This is a genomic window from Brevibacterium sp. W7.2 (assembly GCF_018137945.1).
In the GTDB taxonomy this organism is placed as follows: Bacteria; Actinomycetota; Actinomycetes; order Actinomycetales; family Brevibacteriaceae; genus Brevibacterium; species Brevibacterium sanguinis.
Genome location: NZ_CP073089.1, coordinates 3,645,628 through 3,666,082, shown reverse-complemented (window position 1 = coordinate 3,666,082; position 20,455 = coordinate 3,645,628). Strand labels below are relative to the sequence as shown.

Annotated in this window: 21 protein-coding genes; 10 read left to right on the top strand and 11 right to left on the bottom strand. The window is 69.7% G+C overall.

The window, feature by feature from the left end; all coding sequences use genetic code 11:
- Nucleotides 1-5: 5 nt before the first annotated feature.
- The 5 genes from J9315_RS16470 to J9315_RS16450 all read left to right on the top strand — a co-directional run bounded on the left by J9315_RS16470 (nt 6) and on the right by J9315_RS16450 (nt 5,370).
- Nucleotides 6-1,247 (top strand): CaiB/BaiF CoA-transferase family protein, encoded by a 1,242-nt coding sequence (locus J9315_RS16470; protein WP_198500244.1) that lies wholly within the window; start codon nt 6-8, stop codon nt 1,245-1,247.
- A gap of 103 nt (nt 1,248-1,350) precedes the next feature.
- Nucleotides 1,351-2,415, top strand: a complete 1,065-nt coding sequence (locus J9315_RS16465) for a tripartite tricarboxylate transporter substrate-binding protein (protein WP_232623801.1) — start codon at nt 1,351-1,353, stop codon at nt 2,413-2,415.
- Entirely contained in the window at nt 2,412-3,005 is a 594-nt protein-coding gene (locus J9315_RS16460) for a tripartite tricarboxylate transporter TctB family protein (protein WP_198500245.1), read from the top strand. Before J9315_RS16465 ends, J9315_RS16460 begins: the two co-directional genes overlap by 4 nt.
- 14 nt (nt 3,006-3,019) lie before the next feature.
- Nucleotides 3,020-4,534: a tripartite tricarboxylate transporter permease gene (locus tag J9315_RS16455; RefSeq protein WP_211978395.1), complete on the top strand. Its 1,515-nt coding sequence runs from the start codon at nt 3,020-3,022 to the stop codon at nt 4,532-4,534.
- Between the two features lie 38 nt (nt 4,535-4,572).
- Nucleotides 4,573-5,370 carry a helix-turn-helix domain-containing protein gene (locus tag J9315_RS16450; RefSeq protein ID WP_249120949.1) on the top strand — a complete coding sequence of 266 codons (798 nt, stop codon included), beginning with the start codon at nt 4,573-4,575 and terminating at the stop codon, nt 5,368-5,370.
- Nucleotides 5,371-5,395: 25 nt separating this feature from the next.
- Here J9315_RS16450 and J9315_RS16445 read toward each other — a convergent pair whose 3' ends face one another.
- A complete protein-coding gene (locus J9315_RS16445) occupies nt 5,396-6,049 on the bottom strand; it encodes an SRPBCC domain-containing protein (protein ID WP_211978394.1) in 654 nt (217 codons plus the stop codon).
- A gap of 107 nt (nt 6,050-6,156) precedes the next feature.
- On the opposite strand from J9315_RS16445, the gene J9315_RS16440 reads away from it, so the two are divergent.
- Complete coding sequence (locus tag J9315_RS16440) at nt 6,157-6,915, top strand: aldolase/citrate lyase family protein (protein WP_211978393.1); 759 nt, start codon at nt 6,157-6,159, stop codon at nt 6,913-6,915.
- A gap of 19 nt (nt 6,916-6,934) precedes the next feature.
- Here the strand turns inward: J9315_RS16440 and J9315_RS16435 are convergent, their stop codons facing one another.
- Both J9315_RS16435 and J9315_RS16430 read right to left on the bottom strand, forming a co-directional pair.
- Entirely contained in the window at nt 6,935-8,107 is a 1,173-nt protein-coding gene (locus tag J9315_RS16435) for a zinc-binding dehydrogenase (RefSeq protein WP_211978392.1), read from the bottom strand.
- A gap of 158 nt (nt 8,108-8,265) precedes the next feature.
- Nucleotides 8,266-9,087 carry a hypothetical protein gene (locus tag J9315_RS16430; RefSeq protein ID WP_211978391.1) on the bottom strand — a complete coding sequence of 274 codons (822 nt, stop codon included), beginning with the start codon at nt 9,085-9,087 and terminating at the stop codon, nt 8,266-8,268.
- A gap of 119 nt (nt 9,088-9,206) precedes the next feature.
- Here J9315_RS16430 and J9315_RS16425 point away from each other — a divergent pair, with 119 nt between their 5' ends.
- Together J9315_RS16425 and J9315_RS16420 are read left to right on the top strand one after the other, a co-directional pair.
- Complete coding sequence (locus J9315_RS16425) at nt 9,207-9,620, top strand: MmcQ/YjbR family DNA-binding protein (RefSeq protein ID WP_249120948.1); 414 nt, start codon at nt 9,207-9,209, stop codon at nt 9,618-9,620.
- Nucleotides 9,621-9,688: 68 nt separating this feature from the next.
- On the top strand, nt 9,689-10,540 hold the full coding sequence (locus J9315_RS16420; protein WP_211978390.1) for an aldo/keto reductase: 852 nt from the start codon (nt 9,689-9,691) through the stop codon (nt 10,538-10,540).
- Nucleotides 10,541-10,555: 15 nt separating this feature from the next.
- On the opposite strand, the gene J9315_RS16415 is transcribed toward J9315_RS16420, so the two are convergent.
- The 5 genes from J9315_RS16415 to J9315_RS17590 are packed head-to-tail and all read right to left on the bottom strand — an operon-like array spanning nt 10,556 to nt 15,497.
- A complete protein-coding gene (locus tag J9315_RS16415; RefSeq protein ID WP_211978389.1) occupies nt 10,556-12,073 on the bottom strand; it encodes a tripartite tricarboxylate transporter permease in 1,518 nt (505 codons plus the stop codon).
- A gap of 9 nt (nt 12,074-12,082) precedes the next feature.
- Nucleotides 12,083-12,685, bottom strand: a complete 603-nt coding sequence (locus J9315_RS16410) for a tripartite tricarboxylate transporter TctB family protein (RefSeq protein WP_211978388.1) — start codon at nt 12,683-12,685, stop codon at nt 12,083-12,085.
- Nucleotides 12,686-12,701: 16 nt separating this feature from the next.
- Nucleotides 12,702-13,730: a 4-hydroxythreonine-4-phosphate dehydrogenase PdxA gene (locus J9315_RS16405; protein WP_211978387.1), complete on the bottom strand. Its 1,029-nt coding sequence runs from the start codon at nt 13,728-13,730 to the stop codon at nt 12,702-12,704.
- 8 nt (nt 13,731-13,738) lie between these two features.
- Nucleotides 13,739-14,710, bottom strand: a complete 972-nt coding sequence (locus J9315_RS16400) for a tripartite tricarboxylate transporter substrate binding protein (protein ID WP_211978386.1) — start codon at nt 14,708-14,710, stop codon at nt 13,739-13,741.
- 58 nt (nt 14,711-14,768) lie between these two features.
- The gene (locus tag J9315_RS17590; protein WP_211978385.1) at nt 14,769-15,497 is read right to left on the bottom strand and encodes a GntR family transcriptional regulator; all 729 of its coding nucleotides are present in this window, start codon (nt 15,495-15,497) and stop codon (nt 14,769-14,771) included.
- A 151-nt stretch (nt 15,498-15,648) separates the two neighbouring features.
- On the opposite strand from J9315_RS17590, the gene J9315_RS16390 reads away from it, so the two are divergent.
- Complete coding sequence (locus J9315_RS16390; RefSeq protein WP_211978384.1) at nt 15,649-16,839, top strand: CoA transferase; 1,191 nt, start codon at nt 15,649-15,651, stop codon at nt 16,837-16,839.
- Between the two features lie 70 nt (nt 16,840-16,909).
- Nucleotides 16,910-17,701, top strand: a complete 792-nt coding sequence (locus J9315_RS16385) for an enoyl-CoA hydratase (RefSeq protein WP_211978383.1) — start codon at nt 16,910-16,912, stop codon at nt 17,699-17,701.
- Between the two features lie 91 nt (nt 17,702-17,792).
- Here the strand turns inward: J9315_RS16385 and J9315_RS16380 are convergent, their stop codons facing one another.
- The 3 genes from J9315_RS16380 to J9315_RS16370 are packed head-to-tail and all read right to left on the bottom strand — an operon-like array spanning nt 17,793 to nt 20,447.
- Complete coding sequence (locus J9315_RS16380; protein ID WP_211978382.1) at nt 17,793-18,677, bottom strand: NAD(P)-dependent oxidoreductase; 885 nt, start codon at nt 18,675-18,677, stop codon at nt 17,793-17,795.
- A gap of 25 nt (nt 18,678-18,702) precedes the next feature.
- Nucleotides 18,703-19,506, bottom strand: coding sequence for an SDR family oxidoreductase (locus tag J9315_RS16375; RefSeq protein ID WP_211978381.1), 804 nt, complete (start codon nt 19,504-19,506; stop codon nt 18,703-18,705).
- Nucleotides 19,503-20,447 carry a TIM barrel protein gene (locus tag J9315_RS16370; protein WP_211978380.1) on the bottom strand — a complete coding sequence of 315 codons (945 nt, stop codon included), beginning with the start codon at nt 20,445-20,447 and terminating at the stop codon, nt 19,503-19,505. The genes J9315_RS16375 and J9315_RS16370 overlap by 4 nt, the downstream gene beginning before the upstream one ends.
- Between the last annotated feature and the right edge of the window lie 8 nt (nt 20,448-20,455).

Here is a 20,455-nt window from a genome sequence, read left to right as displayed (position 1 = left end):
GGGCCATGAGCGCAGAGGACACGACCACGAGCACCGAACCGCTGCCGCTCGAGGGCATCCGCGTCATCGAGTTCTCCCACATGGTCATGGGGCCGAGCTGCGGGATGATCCTCGCCGACCTCGGCGCCGAGGTCATCAAGATCGAACCCCGCGGAGGCGGCGACAAGACCCGCTACCTGCCCGGTTCGGGCTCGGGGCTTTTCCCCGCGTTCAACCGCAACAAGCGCAGCGTCCAACTCGACATCGCCGAGGCGGTCGACCGCGACATCGCCCTCACCCTCATCGACTCCGCCGACGTCGTCCTCGAGAACTTCCGCGTCGGACGGATGGAATCCCTGGGCTTCGGCTACGAGGAGCTCTCCGCGCGCAATCCGCGCCTCATCTACTGCTCGCTCAAAGGCTTCCTCACCGGTCCGTACGGTGAGCGGACCGCCCTCGACGAGGTCGTCCAGATGCTCGGCGGGCTCGCCTACATGACCGGGCCGCCCGGCCAGCCCCTGCGCGCGGGAGCGAGCGTCAACGACATCATGGGCGGCATGTTCGGGGTCATCGGGATCCTCTCGGCGCTGCGAGTCCGGGAGCGGACCGGCCACGGGCAGGTCGTCAACTCCGCGCTCTTCGAGAACAACGCGTTCCTCGTCGGCACGCACATGGCCCAGGCGCAGCTGAGCGACGAACCACTGCGGCCGATGCCCACCCGCCGGGCGACCTGGGCGGTCTATGACATCTTCCGCGACCGGGACGACAGCCAGGTGTTCGTCGCCGCCGTCAGCGACGGACAGTGGCGCGACCTCTGCGACGAATTCGGACTCACCGAACTCGCCGATGACCGCGCCCTGGCCGACAATCAGGGGCGGGTTGACAACCGCGACCGGATCCACCGCGTCCTCCAGGCCGCGCTGTCCCACCTCAGCCTCGACGAGATCGTCGAGAAGTGCACGCAGCGCGGCCTCCCGGTCGCTCCCGTCAACACGCCCGCCGATCTCACCGCCGACCCCCACCTCGTCGCCTCCGGGGCGCTCGCGGCGACAGCGCTGCCGACCGGTGAGCGCGTCGACGTGCCGCTGCTGCCGCTGACCTTCGACGGTGCGCATCTGCCGAAGCGCAGCGACGTGCCCGCGCCGGGAGAGCACAACGGAATCTACCGCGACGGCGAGCCGGAGACGGCACACGACCGCGATGACGACGTACCCGACCGCGAGGAACACGCACCCGACCGCACCGAGGAGAGGGTGCAGTCGCCATGAGTGATGCGGTCATGGACTCGGACAGAAGCAGGCTCGGACTCGGACAGAAGCAGGAAGGACACTGCAGGCGACTGCAGCCGGTGAAGGAGTGGCAATGCGATCAATGGAGATCACACGTCGGACAGGGACGACGGGCGGCGCGGCGACCGCCTCGGCGCCGAGACGGGGGAGGAGACGCTGGCTTGGGATCGGTGCCGCGGTGGCGACGACGGCGCTCGTCCTCTCGGGGTGCCAGGGCAAAGCGCAGCCGCCCGGTGAGAGCGGGGACTACCCGAGCGGCCCGGTGACGGTGACGGCTCCGGCCGAACCCGGATCGGGATGGGACACGACCGCGCGCGCCGTCGTCGAGGCGCTGCAGCGCGACGAACTCGTCACCTCGCCGCTGCCGGTGCAGAACCGGCCGGGCGGCACGGGCTGTTCGTGGCTGACGACGATGATGCAGCAGGACAAGGGCAAGGACGACCAGATCGCCATCACGTCGCTGGCGAGCCAGACGATGAAGGCGCGGGGACTGTGCGAGTACGGCCCCGAGGATGCCACCCTCATCGCCACCCTCTACGTCGAGGACTTCATGGTCGTCGGCCCGAAGGACGGCGACATCAAGAACCTCGAGGACCTCGTCGCCGCACTCAAGGACGACCCGCAGAAAGTCACCGTCGCCGCAGCCGGTGACGACACGCTGCCGTTCGCGCTCTTCGCCCAGGCCGCCGGGGTCGAGCCCGCCGACGTCAACTTCGTCAACTACGACGGCGGCGGCGAGCAGACGACGGCGATGCTCAACGGCGATGCGAAGGTCGCGATCGCCGGGCTCAGCGAGTTCCGGTCCGTGCTCGAAGCCGGCGACATCGTCCCCCTCGTCACATTCGCGCAGCAGCCGCTGGCGGCTCCCTTCGACACGGTGCCGACGGCGATGGACTCCGGGTACGACGTCACCCTCGGCAACTGGCGCGGGGTCTACGGTCCCGCGGACATGCCGCAGACCGCCGTCGACTACTGGGCGACGACGCTCGAGGAGATGAGCACATCGCCGACCTGGGAGGACACGGTCAAGAAGAACCAGTGGGCACCGGAGTTCAAGACCGGCGAGGACGCGCAGGCCTACGTCAAGGAGGCCGCGACCACCGTCGACGAGGGTGTCAAAGCCACCGGCATCGGTTCGGAGAAATGACCGCGACGAGACGCGACCTCGTCACCGGGGTCGTCGTCGCCGTCATCGGCGTCATCTACTACATCGCGACGTTCTCCATCCAGGAGACGACCGACATCGTCACGCCGCGGACGTTCCCGGCGATCGTCGGGGCAGGGCTGATCATCCTCGGTCTCTTCCTCGCCGGTCAGGCCCTGTGGCAGGGGAGGACGGCGGCCGCAGACGCGGCGGCTGCTGACGCTGTGCCTCGAGACGGGGTCACGGCAGACGCAGCCCCCGGCGACACGACAGCCGCAGACGCGACGCCGGCAGACACGGCACCCGGCGACACGGCGCCCGAACCCGCCTCGGGTGTCGTCCTCCCCGCGCCCGAGGACCCGCCGGCCCGCAGGGTAGTGCTCCAGTTCGCGCTCTTCTTCGTCTACCTCGCGATCGTCATTCCCGTCGGCTTCCTCCTCTCGACGGCGGCGTTCCTCATGGCGGTGACGAGCCTCTACGCCCCGGAGAAGTGGATCCGCAACCTCCTCTACTCGGTGCTGTTCTCCGTCATCATCTACGTCGCCTTCGTCTACGGGCTGCAGGTCTACCTGCCCGTGGGAATCCTAGGGTAGAGGGAGGCACGGACATGGACACTCTCAGCGACCTCGCCGGCGGTTTCGCCGCAGCGGTGCAGCCGGCCAGCCTCGCCTTCGCCCTCCTCGGCGTCCTCCTCGGCACCGTCGTCGGCGTTCTGCCCGGCATCGGACCGATCTCGGCGATCGCGATCCTCATCCCCGTCTCCTTCGGCATGGAGCCGGTGCACGGGCTCATCCTCCTCTGCGGCATCTACTACGGGTCGATGTACGGCGGGTCGATCACCGCGACCCTCATCAAGACCCCGGGTGAGGTCGCCAGTGCGGTGACGGCGATCGAAGGCTACGAGATGGCCCGCCGCGGTCGGGCCAAAGCCGCGCTCGCGACCGCGGCGATCGGGTCGTTCCTCGCCGGCACGCTCGCCATCGTCGGGCTGACGTTCCTCTCCCCGCTGCTCGTCCAGCTCGCGAACTACTTCGGCGCCACCGAGTACTTCCTCCTCATGGCCACCGCCCTGCTCCTCGCCTCGACGATGTCGGCGGGGTCCCGGGCCAAGGCGCTCATCTCGATCTTCATCGGTCTTGCCGTCGGTCTCATCGGCCTCGACTTCCAGACGGGACTGCCGCGCCAGACCTTCGGTGTCGGGCTCCTCTCCGACGGCGTCGACTTCACGATCTTCGCGATGGCGCTCTTCGCGATCCCCGAGGCGATCCGCAACCTCGCCCTCGGGCGCGGGGCGAAGGAGGAGATCCAGAGCTTCGGCAGCGACAAGTGGATGACCAGGGAGGACTGGCAGCGCTCGGCGGGACCGTGGGCGCGCGGGTCGGTCCTCGGCTTCATCATCGGCGTCCTGCCCGGGGTCGGGCCGTCGCTCGCGTCCTTCATGTCCTACATCATGGAGAAGCGGATCTCGCGGCGGAAGCACGAGTTCGGGCACGGGGCGATCGAAGGCGTGGCCGGTCCCGAGGCGGCGAACAACGCCGGCGTCGGCGGGGCGATGATCCCGCTCTTCAGCCTCGGCATCCCGGGATCGGCGACGACGGCGCTGCTCCTCTTCGTCTTCACGATGTACGGGCTCCAGCCGGGACCGCTGATCTTCCGCGACGATTCGGCGCTGATCTGGACGATCATCGCGAGCATGTACATCGGCAACGTCGCGCTCATCATCCTCAACCTCCCGCTCGTCGGCGTCTTCGTCAAACTGCTCAAGATGCCCAAGGAGATCCTCTTCTCCGCGATCCTCGTCCTCGTCGTCATCGGCGCCTACGCGATCGAGTTCAGCCTCTTCGGCCTTCTGCTGCTCGGCATCTTCGGGGTCATCGGCTACCTCATGGAGAAGGGCGGCATCCCGCTCGCGCCGTCGATCCTCGCGCTCGTGCTCGTGCCGCTCCTCGAGGACAACTTCCGCCGGATGCTCCAGATCTCCGGCGGTTCGGTCGCGCCCCTGTTCACCCGGCCGGTGTCCCTGGCGATCATCATCCTCATGCTCGCCGGCATCATCGGTCCGTTCCTCTTCCGCTGGTGGGTGCGCCGGCGGAAGCTCCTCGCCGACGTCAGCGTCGGCTGACCCGACCGCACACCGTCAGACACGAGAGGCAGGCTCCCATGGCACGGTCCATCGACACGGCAGAGGCGAACCCCATCGCCGAGGTGCGCGCCGGGCCGGACCCGGACCCGCCCGACGGCGGCAACCGCAGGTCCGCGGAGGCCTCGCCGGTCGGTGAGGCCCAGGAGGTCGGGGTGATCGCCCGCAGTGCGGCGATCCTCACCGCCCTCCAGGACTCGCCGCTGACCGCCGCCGAGGTGTGCCGACGGCTCGGGTACTCGAAGTCGACGACCTACCGGCTGCTCGCCGACCTGCGCACCCACCGGTTCATCGTCCGCGACCCCTCGGGTCTGCTGCGGCTGGGACCGTTCCCCGGGCGGCGGAGCATCGCGACGACGAACTCCGTGCTCGAGCACCTGCGGACGCGGGCGAGCGAGTCCGTGCAGCTGTGGGTCCGCGTCGGCGAGGACCGCGTGTGCGTGCGCAATGTCGAAGCCGACCACGAGCTGCGGGTCACGCGCAGCGTCGGCACGATCCTCCCGCTCGTCGACGGCGGGTCCGCGGCGCTCGCCCTGTGCGGGCCGGGCAGCCCGCAGGAGTTCTACGCGACGAAGCAGGCCCGGGTCAAGGGGACCGCCTCGGCGAGTGTCGCGTTCACGGTCGGACCCACGGTCTTCGCGCTCTGCGTGTCCTATCCGCTCTCCCGCGAACCCGACAACGTCGCCGGGGCCTACCGCGGACTGCTCACGAGTGCCGCGACCGAACTGAAGTCGCTGCTCGACGGCAGCGAGGAGCTCAACGTCCTCCGCGACATCGCCCGCCTCTCGGTCGGAGCGGCCCGCGGCGGGCCGCGGTGACCCCGTCAGTGAACTCGGTGCCGGGTCAGCTGTCGTCCTCGCCGAGGTAGAACGCCGTCGTGCGCTCCGCGGCGGCGCGTGCCTCGTCCGCAGGGGTGCCGGCCAGCCGGGACGCCTCGGCCCAGCGATCGCTGACGATGCGGATGAAGTCGTGGGCGGGTTCGGCGTCGAACGTCGCCGCGTCGCGGGGCTCATCGCTGCGGGACTCGAGGTAGAGGGCGAGACCGAGGAAAGAGAGGTCCCAGCCGACCCCGCCGGCACCGGGACCGAACTGCGTCCAGAAGTCGGCGTCGGCCTCGGCGGTGAAGCGGTGTTCGAGGGTGAGCCGGGAGTGGTGGCCGTCCTTGGCCATGCGCACGGCGACCTCGCTCTCATCACCGGCGCTCTCCCACGTCAGGGTGAAGGATTCGCGGGGTTCGCAGGCCGTGATCGTGCCCTCGGCGTTGTCCTCGACGACGTAGCGGCCGCCGAGCCGGAAGTGACCGGCCACGGGCGCGAACCACTTGCCGAGGCGCTCGGGATCGGTGCACGCCTCCCAGAGGTTCTCCAGCGAGGCGGGGAACGTCTGGGTCAGCGACTGCGCGGTGTGCCGGAGGCCGTCGGCGACGTCGACGGTGAGGGTTCGGGCGACGGAATCGGGTTGGGCGGCGATGATCTCGTCATCCGTGCGGTGCGCCATGCGTGCTCCTTCGGGTCGGTCGCCGGTGGTCGGCGCTTCTCATCATAGGCCCGCCCGGATCGCGGTCGTCGCCACCCCTCGGCGCCGGGGTGTGGTTCGATGATCCCATGACTGCTGCACTCGAGACCCATCGCGCCCGCCTCGGCGACGGGGCGATCTACAACGGCCTGTGGATGATGTCGGCGGCCCCGGAGCTCGCGACGATCGGGGCGGCGGCCGGGTTCGACTACGTGTGCCTCGACCTCCAGCACGGTCTCGCCCGGGCCGGTGACGTCGTGCGCCTGTCCGATGCCGTCCGCGCGCACGGAACCGCGCTCGTCACGGCCCGAGTCGCGGCGAACCGGTTCACGGAGATCGGGCTGCTCGCCGACGCCGGCATCGAGGCGATCATCATTCCCCTCATCGATTCGGTTGCCGACGCCGAGGCGGCCGTCGCCGCGCTCGACTACCCGAGCCGCGGTGGGCGCCGATCGTGGGGTCCGACCGCGGAGATCCTCACCGGCCAGGTGCGGGACTCCCGAGCCGCCCGTCCGCTCCTCTTCGTCATGATCGAGACCGCCGAGGCGCTCGCCGCCGTCGAGGACATCTGCGCGGTGCCCGGCGTCGACGGGGTCTACGTCGGCCCGGCGGACCTCGCGTTCGCCGTCGGCACGGTACCGGGCCGGCCCAACGACGCCCACGCCGAGGCGCTCGTGCGCATCCGCACCGCCGCGGACGCCGCCGGCATCGTCCCGGGCATCCACTGTTCGACCGGGGCGGAAGCCAAGTTGCGGGAGGAGCAGGGGTTCCGGTTCATCACCTCGGCGAGTGACATCGGGGCCGCTGGCCGGGCGCTGCGGGAGGATCTCGAGGCCGCCCGCAGCTGACACCGGCCGGAGTCTGCGGTCAGCGGCGGAGATCGACGACGGTGCGCAGGCCCGGGGTGGGGTGGGCGAACTCCGCCGACAGATCGTTGAGCCCGATGGGTCCGCCGAGGATGTCGTCCCAGGGCAGCGCCGAGCCGGCGGCGGCGAGGAAGTCGACGGCGGCGGTGAGGTGCCGGGGTTCGTAGTTGTGGACCCCGGTGATCGTGCGCCATCCGCGGACGATGTGTTCGGGGTCGACGGGGACGTGCGGGCCGGGCGAGACGCTGCCGACGAGGACCGCGGTGCCGCCGATGCCGAGCGCGTCCAGGCACGTCCGGACCCCCGCCTGAGCGCCGGAGAGTTCGATGGCGACGTCGACGTCGGCAGGGGTGTCCCCGTCACCGGTGACGAGGACGTCGGCGCCTGCCGCAGCGGCGAGGGTGCGACGGTCAGGGGCGGGATCGAACGCGGCGACCTCGGCAGCACCGCGTGCCTTCACGGCCGCGACCGCGGCGAGCCCGAGCATCCCGAGGCCGTTGACGAGCACCCGCCGTCCGGCCAGCTCTCCGGCGGCGTCGAGGGCGGCCATGACGGTGGCCACCGCACAACCGGCGGTCGCCGCGACGGCATCGGGCACGTGGGCGGGCACGGGAGCGACCGCGACTCCTGCGGGCAGGAGGATGTGCGACGCGTAGGTTCCCGACAGGGCCCAGCCGGAGTCGGTCGCTTCGTGGCCGACCTTGGCGACCGCGGCGCATTTCGCGCTCAGTCCGCGCCGGCAGTTCTCACACGCCCCGCACACCGAGGTGACGGCGAAGACGGCGCGCTCGCCGACGGTGAGATCGCCTCTCGTCGCCTCGATGACGCCGACGCCCTCATGGCCGAGCACCGACGGGCAGGCACCGGAGCGATGGCCGGAGACCGTGTGGCGGTCAGATCCGCAGACGGTTGCGGCACTCAGGCGCACGAGGCTCTCCCCGTCGGCGAGGACCGGGATCGGCAGGGTCTGCCGGTCGAAGCGATCGCCGCCGAGCCAGACGAGCGCCTCGGCGGTCGTCGCCACCGGGCCGGAAACAGGGTCAGACGCGGCGGCGGGGAGATCCGCGGTGCGATCCGCAGAGGGTGCCGGGGTCGCGGAGGCAGTCGGGGCGGTCCGGGTCGCGGTGGCGCGGCGGCCGGCGCCCGCAGTCGCAGTCGAGGTCTGGTCGTCCATAGACGACCAGTTGACCAACCTCGGCGTGACTTGTCTACACAAGTCGCCCGAGTTCACGTCCGCGCCACGATGATTTCATGCGCCGTTGTGACAGTTCACGGCCTGGCGTCATCGCCTGATCCACCACTGCGGGCCCGGTGTCCCGGCAACGCCTCGGCTCAGTGAACGACGGGTTCGTCGCGCGATTCCTCGGGAGAGACCATCCCTGTTCGCGCAGCTCTCACCCGTGCGGTGATGACAAGGGCGAGCCCGACAACGATCATCGTCATGCAGGTGACGAACACGGCGAAGGGAAAACCGACATGCGTCGTCGTGAATTCGACGCCGGTCACGGTGTCGCCGTGGCACTTCAGATACGGCAGAAGATAGTTGGAATCGATTCCGAAACCGAGGATCTCCTCACCCTGAAACGAGGACGGGCAGACGGGCGAGCCGTCACCGGAGTTCGACGCCCGATACCACGCCGCGTACTGGGCGAGGATGCCGAAAGGACCGATGACGCACGCCGCCATGAGCAGCCCGACGCCCCACCTGGCCATCCGCCCTGCGGATCGAGGCGCTCCCCACGTGACCAGCGCTTTCACGGCGACTGCGCAGAAGACACCGAAGAGGGCGACAGTGCTGATCACAGCAATCGCGATCGCGAAGAATGTGAGAATCGAGAGATTGCTGAACTCCGTGACGCCGAAGCCGCCGTCGGAGAACGTAGCTTCGCACGCATAGCCCCACACCCCGCGGCTGACGATCTCCATCTCCTTCACCTGGCCCATCGAGGCGAGGTCCGCGCACACGACGTCGACTCCGCGACTGCGTGCGTCGGAGAGTTCGACGAAGGAGAGAAACGACTGCACGGCACCGAGAATCACGGCGACGACGAATCCGAGGCCGGGCAGCAGAAAGCCCCATTGGAGCAGGGTCAATCGGGGCAGCCTGCGCCGGTTCTCCGGTCCGGTCTGCCGCACGTCGCGCTTCCTTCTCACGAGCTCACCCTAGCCGACGCTGACGCCCGGTCCCGAGGACGCTGCCGCGGATTCCCGAACCCCCTGACCTTGCGGTCCACGGGCCCCGCGCCCCGCCTCGGCGGGAGTATCGTGAGGACATGGCGCACGCGCAGATGTTCGACGACGATGACCCGGTGCTCGCGCGGTTCCGGACGCTCGCGCTCGGGTATCCCGCTGCGCAGGAGAAGGTCTCGCACGGTCGCCCCGCGTTCTTCACGAAGAAGGTCTTCGCGTACTTCGGCGGCACGGAGAAGCACGTGACCGGACAGCTGGAGCAGCATCCGCACGCCGTCCTCCTCCTGCTCGATCCCCTCGACGCCGAGGTGATGCTCGAGCGGAACGACACGTTCGTCCCGATGTACCTGGGTCCCACCGGATGGATCGGCATCGACATCGACGATCTTTCCGACGAGGAACTCCGCGAGCTGCTCACCGATTCGTACCGCAACACCGCCCCGACGCGTTTGGCTCGGCTCGCCGAGGCGGAGCCGGAGGCGGACTCGCAGTCCTGAGACGGCGCCGACTCCTGCGGGTGACGGAAACGGGTGCGGTCGTGCGCTGACGGTCGTAGGGTGGAAGCATGACTGAATCCGGCAACGGCACCCCGATTCCCACCGTCGACCTCAACGATGGACGCCCGATCCCGCAGATCGGCCTCGGCACCTACGCGATGACCGGTGACGAGGGCGTTGCGGCGATCGACGCCGGCATCGCCGGCGGCTACCGACTGCTCGACACCGCGGTCAACTACCAGAACGAACGCGAAGTCGGTCGTGCGATCGCCGAGAGCCCCGTCGCCCGCAAGGACCTCTTCGTCACGAGCAAGATCCCCGGCCGCCACCACGGCTTCGACGAGGCGATCGCGAGCACCGAGGAATCCCTTGCCCGGCTTGGCCTCGACCATCTCGACCTCCACCTCATCCACTGGCCCAACCCCAGCGTCGGCAAGTACGTCGACACGTGGCGCGGCCTCATCGAACTGCGCGATCGCGGACTCGTGACGTCGATCGGCGTCTCGAACTTCACCGCGGACATGCTCACCGAGCTCATCGAAGCCACCGGCGTGACCCCGGCCGTCAACCAGGTCGAACTCCACCCGTACTTCCCGCAGACCGCGCTCGTCGACTTCCATCGGTCGATCGGCGTCCAGACCGAATCGTGGTCACCGCTCTACCGCGACGGCGGGCTGTTCGCCGAAGACCCCATCACCGAGGCGGCGGCCGCCCACGGCGTCGAACCGGCCCAGGTCGTCCTGCGCTGGCACGTCGAGATCGGCAGCATCCCGATCCCGAAGTCCGCGAACCCGGCCCGCCAGCGGACGAACGCCGACATCTTCGGCTTCAGCCTCACCCCCGCCGAGGTGGTCGCGATCTCCGGACTCGAGCGCGGCCGGATGAAGGACCGGGACCCGCTCACGCACGAAGAGATGTGACCGGTCGCCCGGGCCTCAGCGGGTCACGGTCTCCCGCGCCTTCGCATCCGCCCGCCGGGTCCGCAGGTTGCGGATGACCGCGGCGACGAGCGGGTAGGCGAGTGCCACGAGGGCCGCGAGGGTGAGGATGAGCGAGAGCGGCTGCTGGAACATGATGAGCAGGCTGCCGTTGCCCAGCGCCGAGGTCTGCACGAGGTACTTCTCGAGCAGCGGGCCGAGCACGAGGCCGAGGACGAACGGTGCGGCGGGGAAGTCGAAGCGCTTCATGAAGTAGCCGAGCAGCCCGGAGAAGAACACGATCCACAGGGTGAACATGTTGTTGCCGAGCGCGAAGGCCCCGATGAAGCTCATCATCAGCACGATCGGATAGAGGTAGACGTAGGGGATCCGCAGGATCTGCGCGAACACCGGCGCCATCGGCAGGTTGAGCACGAGCAGGATGAGGTTGCCGAAGAAGAAGCTCACGAGCAGACCCCACACGAGGTCCGGCTCCTGCTGGAAGAGCAGCGGGCCCGGCTGCAGACCGAAGATGACGAACGCCCCGAGGAGGACCGCCGTCGTGCCGCTGCCGGGAATGCCGAGGGCGAGGGTCGGGATGAAGCTCGCGTTCGCGGCCGCATTGTTCGCCGCCTCCGGAGCCGCCACCGCTTCGGGTGCGCCCTTGCCGATGAACTGCCGGAACCGGCTCACCTGCTTCTCGACACCGTAGGCGAGGAACGTCGCGAGCGTCGCCCCGGCGCCGGGCAGGACTCCGACGGTGAAGCCGAGCCCGGTGCCGCGCACCGTCGACGGGAACGCCCGCCGCAGCTCCTCCTTCGTCACGAGCAGATCCCGGAAACCGGCGCGGATGGGCTTCTCCCCGCCTCGGCGGATCTGGTGGAGGACCTCACCGACGGCGAAGATGCCGATCATCACGGCGACGAAGTCGAGGCCGGAGAGGAGATTGACGCTGCCGAACGTGAACCGGGCCGTGGAGAATCCCGAGGCGACCCCGACCATCGACACGAGCAGCCCGGCCGCGGCCATGGTGATGCCGCGCAGGATGTTCTCCCCGGCGAACGACACGATCGTCGCCATGCCGAGGAGGATGATCGCGAGGTTCTCGGCCGGACCGAAGTTGAGGGCGAACCGGGCGATCGGCTGGGCGAGCGCGATGAGGCCGATGAGGGAGACGATGGCGGCGAAGAACGATGCGAGCGCCGAGATCGCCAGCGCCGCGCCGGCTCTGCCCTTCCGCGCCATCTGATAGCCGTCGATCGTGAGCACGACGCTCGAGGAGTCGCCGGGCGTCGAGATGAGGATCGAACTGATCGACGACCCGTACTGGGACCCGTAGTAGATGCCGGCGAGCATGATGAGCGCGGTCACCGGGTCGAGGGTGAGGGTGACGGGCAGGAGGATCGCGACACCGGTGGTCGATCCGAGGCCGGGCAGCAGGCCGATGACGGTGCCGAGCAGCACGCCGACGAAGCACCACAGCAGATTCTCCGGGCTGACTGCGGTCTCCAGCCCGAGCATGAGATTGTCGATCATGAGCACTCCTCAGATCAGGCCGAGCATCCCCGTCGGCATGGGAACCGAGAGGACGAGGCCGAAGACGATGTAGACGAACACGGCGGCCCCGATCGTCGCCGCCGCCGAGGTCCACCACTTCTGCTTCTCCACGACGATGAGGAGGAAGAGGATCGCCAGGGACAGCGCGATGATGAGGCCGAGGACCGGAACGAGGGCGAGAGCGACGCCGAAGGTCGCGAAGATGACGAACGGCGCGCGGTTGCGCTGCTTCTCCGTGCGACCGAACGTGTCGACCTCGTCCCCGTCGGCCGAGACCGCCTCGGAGGCGGAGTCGATCGACTCCGCGGCCGTGGCCTCGATGTCCTCGACGGCGGACATGATCCGTCCGCCCGAGGTCCCGACGCGGGCGAAGAAGAGACGGAAGATCTCCGCCACCGAGGCGAGGAAGATGAAGGTGCCGGTGAGGAACGGCAGCAGCCCCGGCCCCACCTCGCCGCTGTCGACGCTCAGCCCGTAGCCGATCCCCATGACCGCCGCCACGGCGCCGACGACCCCGAGGATCGCGGTGCCGATGACGTCGGAGACCTCCGGTCTGTTGCGCGGCGGATTCTTCGCGGTGACCGTGTTCATGTCTCCTCCATTCCGTTCATCGCGTCTGCGCCGGCGCCGAGGCGGTCGCCCCGGTCGTCGGGGCATCCGCGGTGGCCGCGTCCCGGCGCGAGGCGGCCATCGCCACAGCGAGGTCGAACGCGTGCTGACTCGGGCTGAGATCGGCGGTGCGGGTGCCGACGATCCCGTGCGCCGTGCCGTGGGCGGGCGTGGCGATGGGGATGGGCAGACCCCCGTGGACGGTCACCCCCTGGTCGAAGCCGAGCAGCTTCATCGCGATCTGCCCCTGGTCGTGGTACATCGTCACGACCCCGTCGTAGTCGCCGCCGGCGGCCCGGCCGAAGAGCGTGTCGCACGGGAACGGCCCCTCGACGTCGATGCCGCGGGTGCGCGCCAGCTCGATCGCCGGGGCGATGTCCTCGATCTCCTCCCGCCCGAACTTCCCGCCCTCGCCGGCGTGCGGGTTGAGCGCGCAGACGGCCAGCCTCGGTGTCGGGGTCCGCGTCTCCCGGACGACGCGGTCGAGGAGTTCGATCGTCTCGAGCACCCGGCCGGCGCGGATGCCCGCGGCGATCCGGGACACCGGCACATGGGAGGTGACGCGGGCAGTGACGAGCGAGGAGATGAAGTTGAGTTCGGAGGTGAAGCCGGTGAAGCCGATGCGCTTGGCGAACCACCGCAGCTCATCCTCCTCGGTCATCCCGGCCTGCCCCATCGCGCCCTTGTTGAGCGGGAGGAAGAGCACCCCGTCGGCGCGTCCGGCCGCCCACAGGTCGAGCGCGGTGCCGAGGTCGGAAAGCGCCCGCTCGCCTGCTGCCGTGCTCACCACTCCGGGCGGAATCTCCGGACCGTCATAGGCGGTGCCGAGGAACTCGATGGCATCGACGTCGGGGATGCTCACCCCGGCGGTGTCGGCGAAGGCCGCGAGCTCCTCGGGCGTCGCGGTGATGAGGACGTCGGCCCGCGCGCGGTTCTCCGGGTCGGCGAGCAGCCGGGCGAGGAGCTCGGGGCCGACCCCGGAGAGGTCGCCGGGCACGAAGACGAGGCGAGGGAGTGTCGCGGTCATCTCGGCGCTCACTGTCCGATCGCCTCACGCAGCTCCTGGTCGTTCTCCCCGAGGTACGTCGTGAAGTCGTCCCCGTAGGCGACATTGGGCTGCATCATGTTGTCCTCGATGTACTTCGTGTACGCCTCGGACTCCGCGAACTTCTGCGACTGCTCGATCCAGTACTGCTTCGCCTCGTCGGGGATGTCTCCGGGGGCGATGACGCCGCGGAACTGGGCGAACGCGACATCGATGCCCTGCTCCTTCGCCGTCGGGATGTCCTTGAGCGCGTCGTACTCGTAGCGCTCCTCGGCGGCCGCGCACAGCGGTTTGAGATCGCCGGACTCGAGCTGACCGGAGACCTCGCCGGGGTTGACGGAGATCGCCTCGACCTGACCGCCGAGGACGGCGGTGATCACCTCGGCGCCGGATTCGAAGGGCACCCGGTCGAACTTCGCCCCGGTCGCCTTCTCCATGAGCGTGAATGTGATGTTGTCGAGGCCGGTGGCACCGGAGATCGCGACGACCGTGCGCTCGTTCTGCGCCTTGTCAGTGAGGTCCGAGCACGTGTTGAGCGGGGAATCGGCCTTCGTGACGATGAGCGTGTAGTCGTCGCCGAGCTTCATGATCGGCGTGAAGCTCTCGTACGTGAACTCGACGTCCTGGGTCGCCGGCAGGGCGAGCATCGCCGTCTCCGTCGCCAGCAGGTAGCTCGGGTCCCCGCTGCGACCGAGGAACTCCGAGTACCCGACCGCGCCGGAGCCGCCGTCGATGTTCTGCACGGTGATCGTCTTGCCGGTCGCCTCCTCGAGTCCCGAGGCCGTCGCGCGACCGGCGATGTCGCTGCCGCCGCCGGCGGCGAAGGGCACGATCATCGTGACATTGCCGGGGGGCTCGTACCCGCCGTCGGATGAGCCCGAGGACCCCTGACCGCACGCGCTGAGGGCGAGCGTCAGGGTGCCGGCCACGGCGGCAGCGGTGAGCAGTTTCTTCGAATGCATGTCCATCTCCTTTGACAGAACGTCCAGATCGGTGGTGCCGGTGGTGCCGGAGCGAGGGTCACTCCGCGGTGGGCAATGAGGCACGCACCTCCTCGAGCCAGCGGTCGGATTCGGGAGTCGCCCCGTCGAGGCGGTCGACGACGTCGATGAGGAACGAGAGGTTCCCGTGGTTGTCGAGTGCGGTCTCGATCTCGTCGATGTCGCCGCGCAGGATGACCTCGAGCATGTGGGCGTGCCGAGCGACGTTGCCGTCGAGATCCTCGATCTCCCGGCGCGCCTGGTTATTCAGGGCCATGCACATCTGCAGCTGCATCGCCATCGCCCGGTACGTCGATTCGATGCGGGCGTGGCCGGCGAGGCCGACGACGGCGTAGTGGAACTCGAAGCCCGCCGCGACCATGTCGCCCTCGGACCCGGAGTCGGCGATCTCGCGCATCGTCTCCAGTGCCGCCTCGCACCGGGCGACCCGGTCGGGGACGAGGGTCGGCAGGGCGAGGCGCAGCGCCATCGACTCGAGTTCGCGGCGCAGGGTGGCGATCTCGAAGACGTCGTGCTGGGTGATCGACATGATGCGGACCCCCTTGCGGGGAGTGTGCTCGACGAGTCCGGTGTGGGCGAGTTCCTTGAGCGCCTCGCGCAGCGGCGGACGGGAGATGCCGAGCTCTGCGCACAGGCGCTCCTCGACGAGACGCTCACCGGGAAGGTAGTTGCCTTCGAGGATGGTGCGTTCGAGAGCCTGCCGTGCCTGCACCGACAGGCTGGGCTGGGAGGGAAGGAGAGTCGACACTTTTGAATAGATCCTCTTTTGTATACAGTAGCGCAAAGACTGTAACGCGGATCACAGTACGAATCAATGGGGTGTTTCGGCGAAGTGTCGCCTCGCAGCGACTCGGCGGCAGGTGATTCCTACAGGATCGATGGCGATGTGAGGAGATCTCATGAACGAGGATGCGACAGGCGGGGGAGCGCTGGCCGGGGTGACGGTCCTCGAGCTCGGGGTCTTCATGGCCGGGCCGTTCGCGACGATGCAGCTGGCCGACCTCGGCGCCCGGGTCATCAAGATCGAGAACCCCGACGGCGGCGACCAGACGCGGAGCACCGGACCGTACGTCAGCGGTGAGAGCGTGCCGAACATGCTCCTCAACCGCAACAAGGAGTCGATCACCCTCGACCTCAAGGACCCGACCGGTCGGGAGGCATTCATGCGCCTCGTCGAGCGCGCCGACGTCGTCGTCGAGAACATGCGACCGGGGGTCATGGCCCGCCTCGGCACCTCGTACGAGGAAGTGGCCGCGCGCAACCCCCGCATCGTCTACGCCTCGGCGTCGGGCTGGGGGCAGGACGGGCCACTGGCGCCGCTCGCCGGCCTCGACATCATGGCGCAGGCCCGCAGCGGGCTGATGAGCATCACCGGGTTCCCCGACTCCCCGCCGGCGAAGGTGGGGGTGCCGATCTGCGATCTCACCGCCGCGATGTACGTGGCCCTCGCCGTCACCGCAGCACTCGTCGAACGGGACCGATCCGGTCAAGGCCAGCACATCGACGTCTCCCTCTTCGAAAGCGGAGTCTCCTACGCCGTGTGGGAGGCCGCCGCGTACTTCACGGACGGGACGATCGGGCGCCCCAACGGCTCGGCCCACCAGAACCAGGCGCCCTACCAGGCGGTCCACTCCGCCGACGGGTTCGTCACCGTCGGGGCGAACACCCCGCGGAACTGGGAGCGGTTCTGTGCCGCCCTCGGACTCGAGGACCTGCTCGACGACGCGCGGTTCGGCCAGTCCTACGACCGTCTCACCCACCGGGAGGCCCTCATCGCCCGCATCGAGGAGAAGACGCAGGCGATGACGACCGACGAGATCGTCGAGGTCCTCAACGCGGCCGGGGTTCCCTGCGCGCCGATCAGCGACTACGGCGAGGTCTTCACCGACGACCATCTGCAGGCCCGCGACTTCTACTGGGACTCCGACCATCCGGTCGCGGGAACCGTGCGGCAGATCGGCTCGCCGATGCGCCTCTCGCGCACCCCCGCCCGTCGCGGTCCGGCCGGCCCCTCCCTCGGGGCCGACAACGCCCTCCTCGACGACCTCGGGTTCACGCCCGAGGAGCTGACGAAGCTCAGGGGACAATGAGCGAGACGACTGACGAGCACCCGGATCCAGCGTCCCGGGTGACCACGACGACGAGCGAAGGAGCTCGACCATGACCGACCATGCCCCCGACACGGCCACCGAGGACCTCCTCGTCGACCTCGACGACGGCGTCCTGACGATCACCTTCAACCGACCCGCGGCGCGCAACGCGATGACGTGGGACATGTACATGGGCCTCGCCGAGGCGTGCGAGGAGGCCGACTCCGACGCGGCGGTGCGCGTCATGGTGCTGCGCGGCGCCGGTGACAGGGCGTTCGTCGCCGGCACCGACATCGCCCAGTTCACGGACTTCGACGGCCCCGCCGGCGTCGCCTACGAACACCGGATCTCCGAGGTGCTCACCCGCCTGCGCGCCGTCGACGTGCCCGTCATCGCCGCGATCGACGGCTACTGCGTGGGCGGGGGACTCGGCATCGCCGCGTGCGCGGACCTGCGGGTGGCCTCGCCGACCTCACGGTTCGGGGTGCCGATCGCCCGCACCCTCGGCAACTGCCTCTCCGGGGACACCCTGAGCCTGCTCATCGAGCTCCTCGGCCGCGGCCGCGTCGTCGACATGCTGCTGCGCGCCCGCTTCATCGAGGCCGACGAGGCGCACACCGCCGGGTTCCTCGGCCTCGTCACCGCCGATGTCGATGCGGCGGCGGCCGAGTGGGCGGAGACGCTCAAAGGGCACGCCCCGCTGACGATGTGGTCGGTCAAGGAGGTCGTCCGACGCCTCTCGGACTCCGGCGGGTCGATCGACGACGCCGATGTCATCGAGCGGATCTACGGCTCCGAGGACTTCCACGGCGCGGTCCGCGCCTTCATCGCCAAGACCCCGTACGAGTGGACGGGACGCTGAGCCTGCGTCACTGAGCCTGCGTCGCTGAGCGGCCCCCGGCGACCGGCGGCCCTCAGTGACCGGCGGCCCCTCCCGCACCCGGCCGCGTCACTCACTGCGGGTCGTAGGTGCGGATGACCTGCGAGTCGTCGCGGCGGGCGAGTCCGGCGTCGGCCGCCTCGGCGAACTTCCTCCCGGCCACCGGCAGCAGGGCGAGGTCGATGTCGAGGTCGGCGGCCACCTCGGCGACGAGATCCGTGTCCTTGACGAAGATGCTCACGGCACTGGCGACGGGGGCCTCGAGGCCCTCGAGCATGCGCGGCCCGCGGTCGCCGAGCATCCACGACTGCCCGGCACCGGCGGTCATCGCGGCGAGCACGGACTCCTCGTCGAGGCCGAGCCGATCCGCCAGGGACAGGGCCTCGGCGGCGGCGACGATGTGGACGGCGCACAGCAGCTGGTTGACCGCCTTGTACGCCTGACCGTCACCGACCCGCTCACCGCAGTCGATGAGCGTGCCGAGTGCTTCGAGCACGGACCGGCGCGACTCGAGCACCGCGGGCGGACCGGAGGCGAGGAGGCGCAGGGTGCCGGACCGGACCCCGGCGATGCCGCCGGTCACGGGCACGTCGAGGACGGCGATGCCGTGGGCGGCGGCGGACTCGGCGGCACGGCGCACGGCGTCGGGGCCGACCGTGCTCATGATGACGAGCACGGACCCCTCAGGCATGAGCGCGAGCAGTCCGGGGGTGTCGGTGCTCGGGTCGCCGGTCAGGGCGGCCTCGAGCTGCGCGCCGTCGGCGACCATGACGATGACGGTGCCGGCCGTCGCCGCCGACAGCGGCTGCGCTGCAGTCGTCAGCCCCGCGGCGGCGGCACGCTCCCGCGGACCGGGGAACGGGTCGACACCGGTGACGGTGAGACCGGCGGCGTGCAGGCGCAGCGCCATCGGCAGGCCGATGGCTCCGAGGCCGAGGAACGTCACGTGATCGGACATGGATCCTCCCGTGGATCGGTGGGGTCTAGTGGAAGTAGAGGCCTCCGTTGATGCTCAGCGTCTGGCCGGTGATGTGGCCGGCGCCTTCGCTGATGAGGAACGCGACGGTCGCGGAGACGTCCTCGGGCACGGAGATGCGCCCGAGCGGAGTGGCCGCCCCCATCGCGTCACGGCGCGCGTCGTCGAGGGGACCGCCCATGATGTCGGTGTCGACGGGTCCCGGGGCGATGGTGTTCGCGGTGACCCCGTGCGGCCCGAGCTCGAGGGCGACCCCGCGCATCAGCCCGATGATCCCCGCCTTCGCCGCGGCGTACGCGGTCTTCGAGAACGTGCCGCCGCCCTTCTGCGCCGTCACCGAGGAGAGGCCGACGATCCGGCCGAGCCCGTTGGCCGCCATGATCCGGCCGAACGCCTGGGTGACGAGGTGGGTGGCCGTGAGGTTGTTCGCGATGACCCGGGCCCACTCGTCGTCGGTGATCTCGAAGTAGGTCACTGAGGAGGAGACACCGGCGAAGTTCGCGAGCGCGACGATCTGGGGCAGGTCGGATTCGAAGGCGGCGGCCGCCTCGGCGATGGCCGTCGAATCGGTGACGTCGACGCCGGCGCCGCGTGCCGCGATCCCGTGGGCCGCGGTGAGCTCGGCGGCGAGTGCCGTGGCCTCGTCCTCCAACCGGGCGATGAGGCCGAGGTTCCAGCCGGCTTCGGCGAGCCGGTGGGCGGTGTGCCGGCCGATGCCGTTGGCGCTGCCGACACCGGTGAGCACGGCGGTCCGCTCGGCGGGGAACGCGGGCCCGGGCTGGGCCGATCCTGTCTGGGCGGATTCGGTCATGGGGTGACACCTTTCGTCGACGGCGCGGCGGGGCGGGGTGAGGTCGCGAGCAGGCCTTCGAGGTACGTCCGGTTCTCCGCACAGACGCCGAGGCTGTCGCCGCCGTACTGCTCCATGAGGAACGGCCCGTCGAATCCGAGCTCGACGGCGCGGGCGACCATCGCGCGGTAGTCGATGAGGCCGTCGCGCAAGGTGGTCGGATGGGCGGTGAACCACGAGCCGTCGGCGGCTTCGTCGCGCTGGTAGTTCTTCATGTGCCAGTAGTTCGCGTACGGCAGTGTCGCCTCGTGCATCTCCCGCCAGTCCTCGATGGGCCGGTGGAGGCGGATGAGGTTGCCGATGTCGGGGTTGAGGCCGACGGTGTCGAGCCCGATCTCCTCGATGAGGCGGACGGCGGAGGCGGCGGTGCCGAGGTAGGTGTCCTCGTACATCTCCAGCGACATCGGCAGCCCCACCTCGGCGGCATGACGGCCGAGCTCACGCAGCCGGGTCACGGCGAGCGCGCGGACCTCGGGATCGTCGGGGTCGGTCCAGCCCGGTGCCGTCCAGAACCACAGCGCCCGCTTCTGCGCGGGGGTGAAGGGCTGGTGGAGTCCGGTGGAGAAGACCCGGCAGCCGAGTTCCGCGGCGGCGTCGATCGTCCGGTGGGCGTAGGCGAGGTTGTCCTCGCCGTGGACGGGGTCGATGACGGACCGGCGCTGGACGTGGACGGCGGCGAAGTCGATGCCCGCCGAGGCGGCTGCGGCGGCCATGTCGCCCCGCCGCTGCGCGGTGAGGTCGCCGGGTCGGATGTGGCTGTCGGCGATCTCGAGGGCGGTGAATCCGAGACCGGCGACGGTGTCGGCGACGTGCTGCCAGGCCGTGGGGTCGGCATCGTGGAGGGCGAGGCCGTCGCGGTCGACGGGGGAGAAGCCGTGCATGCAGCAGGCGATCATACTCATGTGTCCTC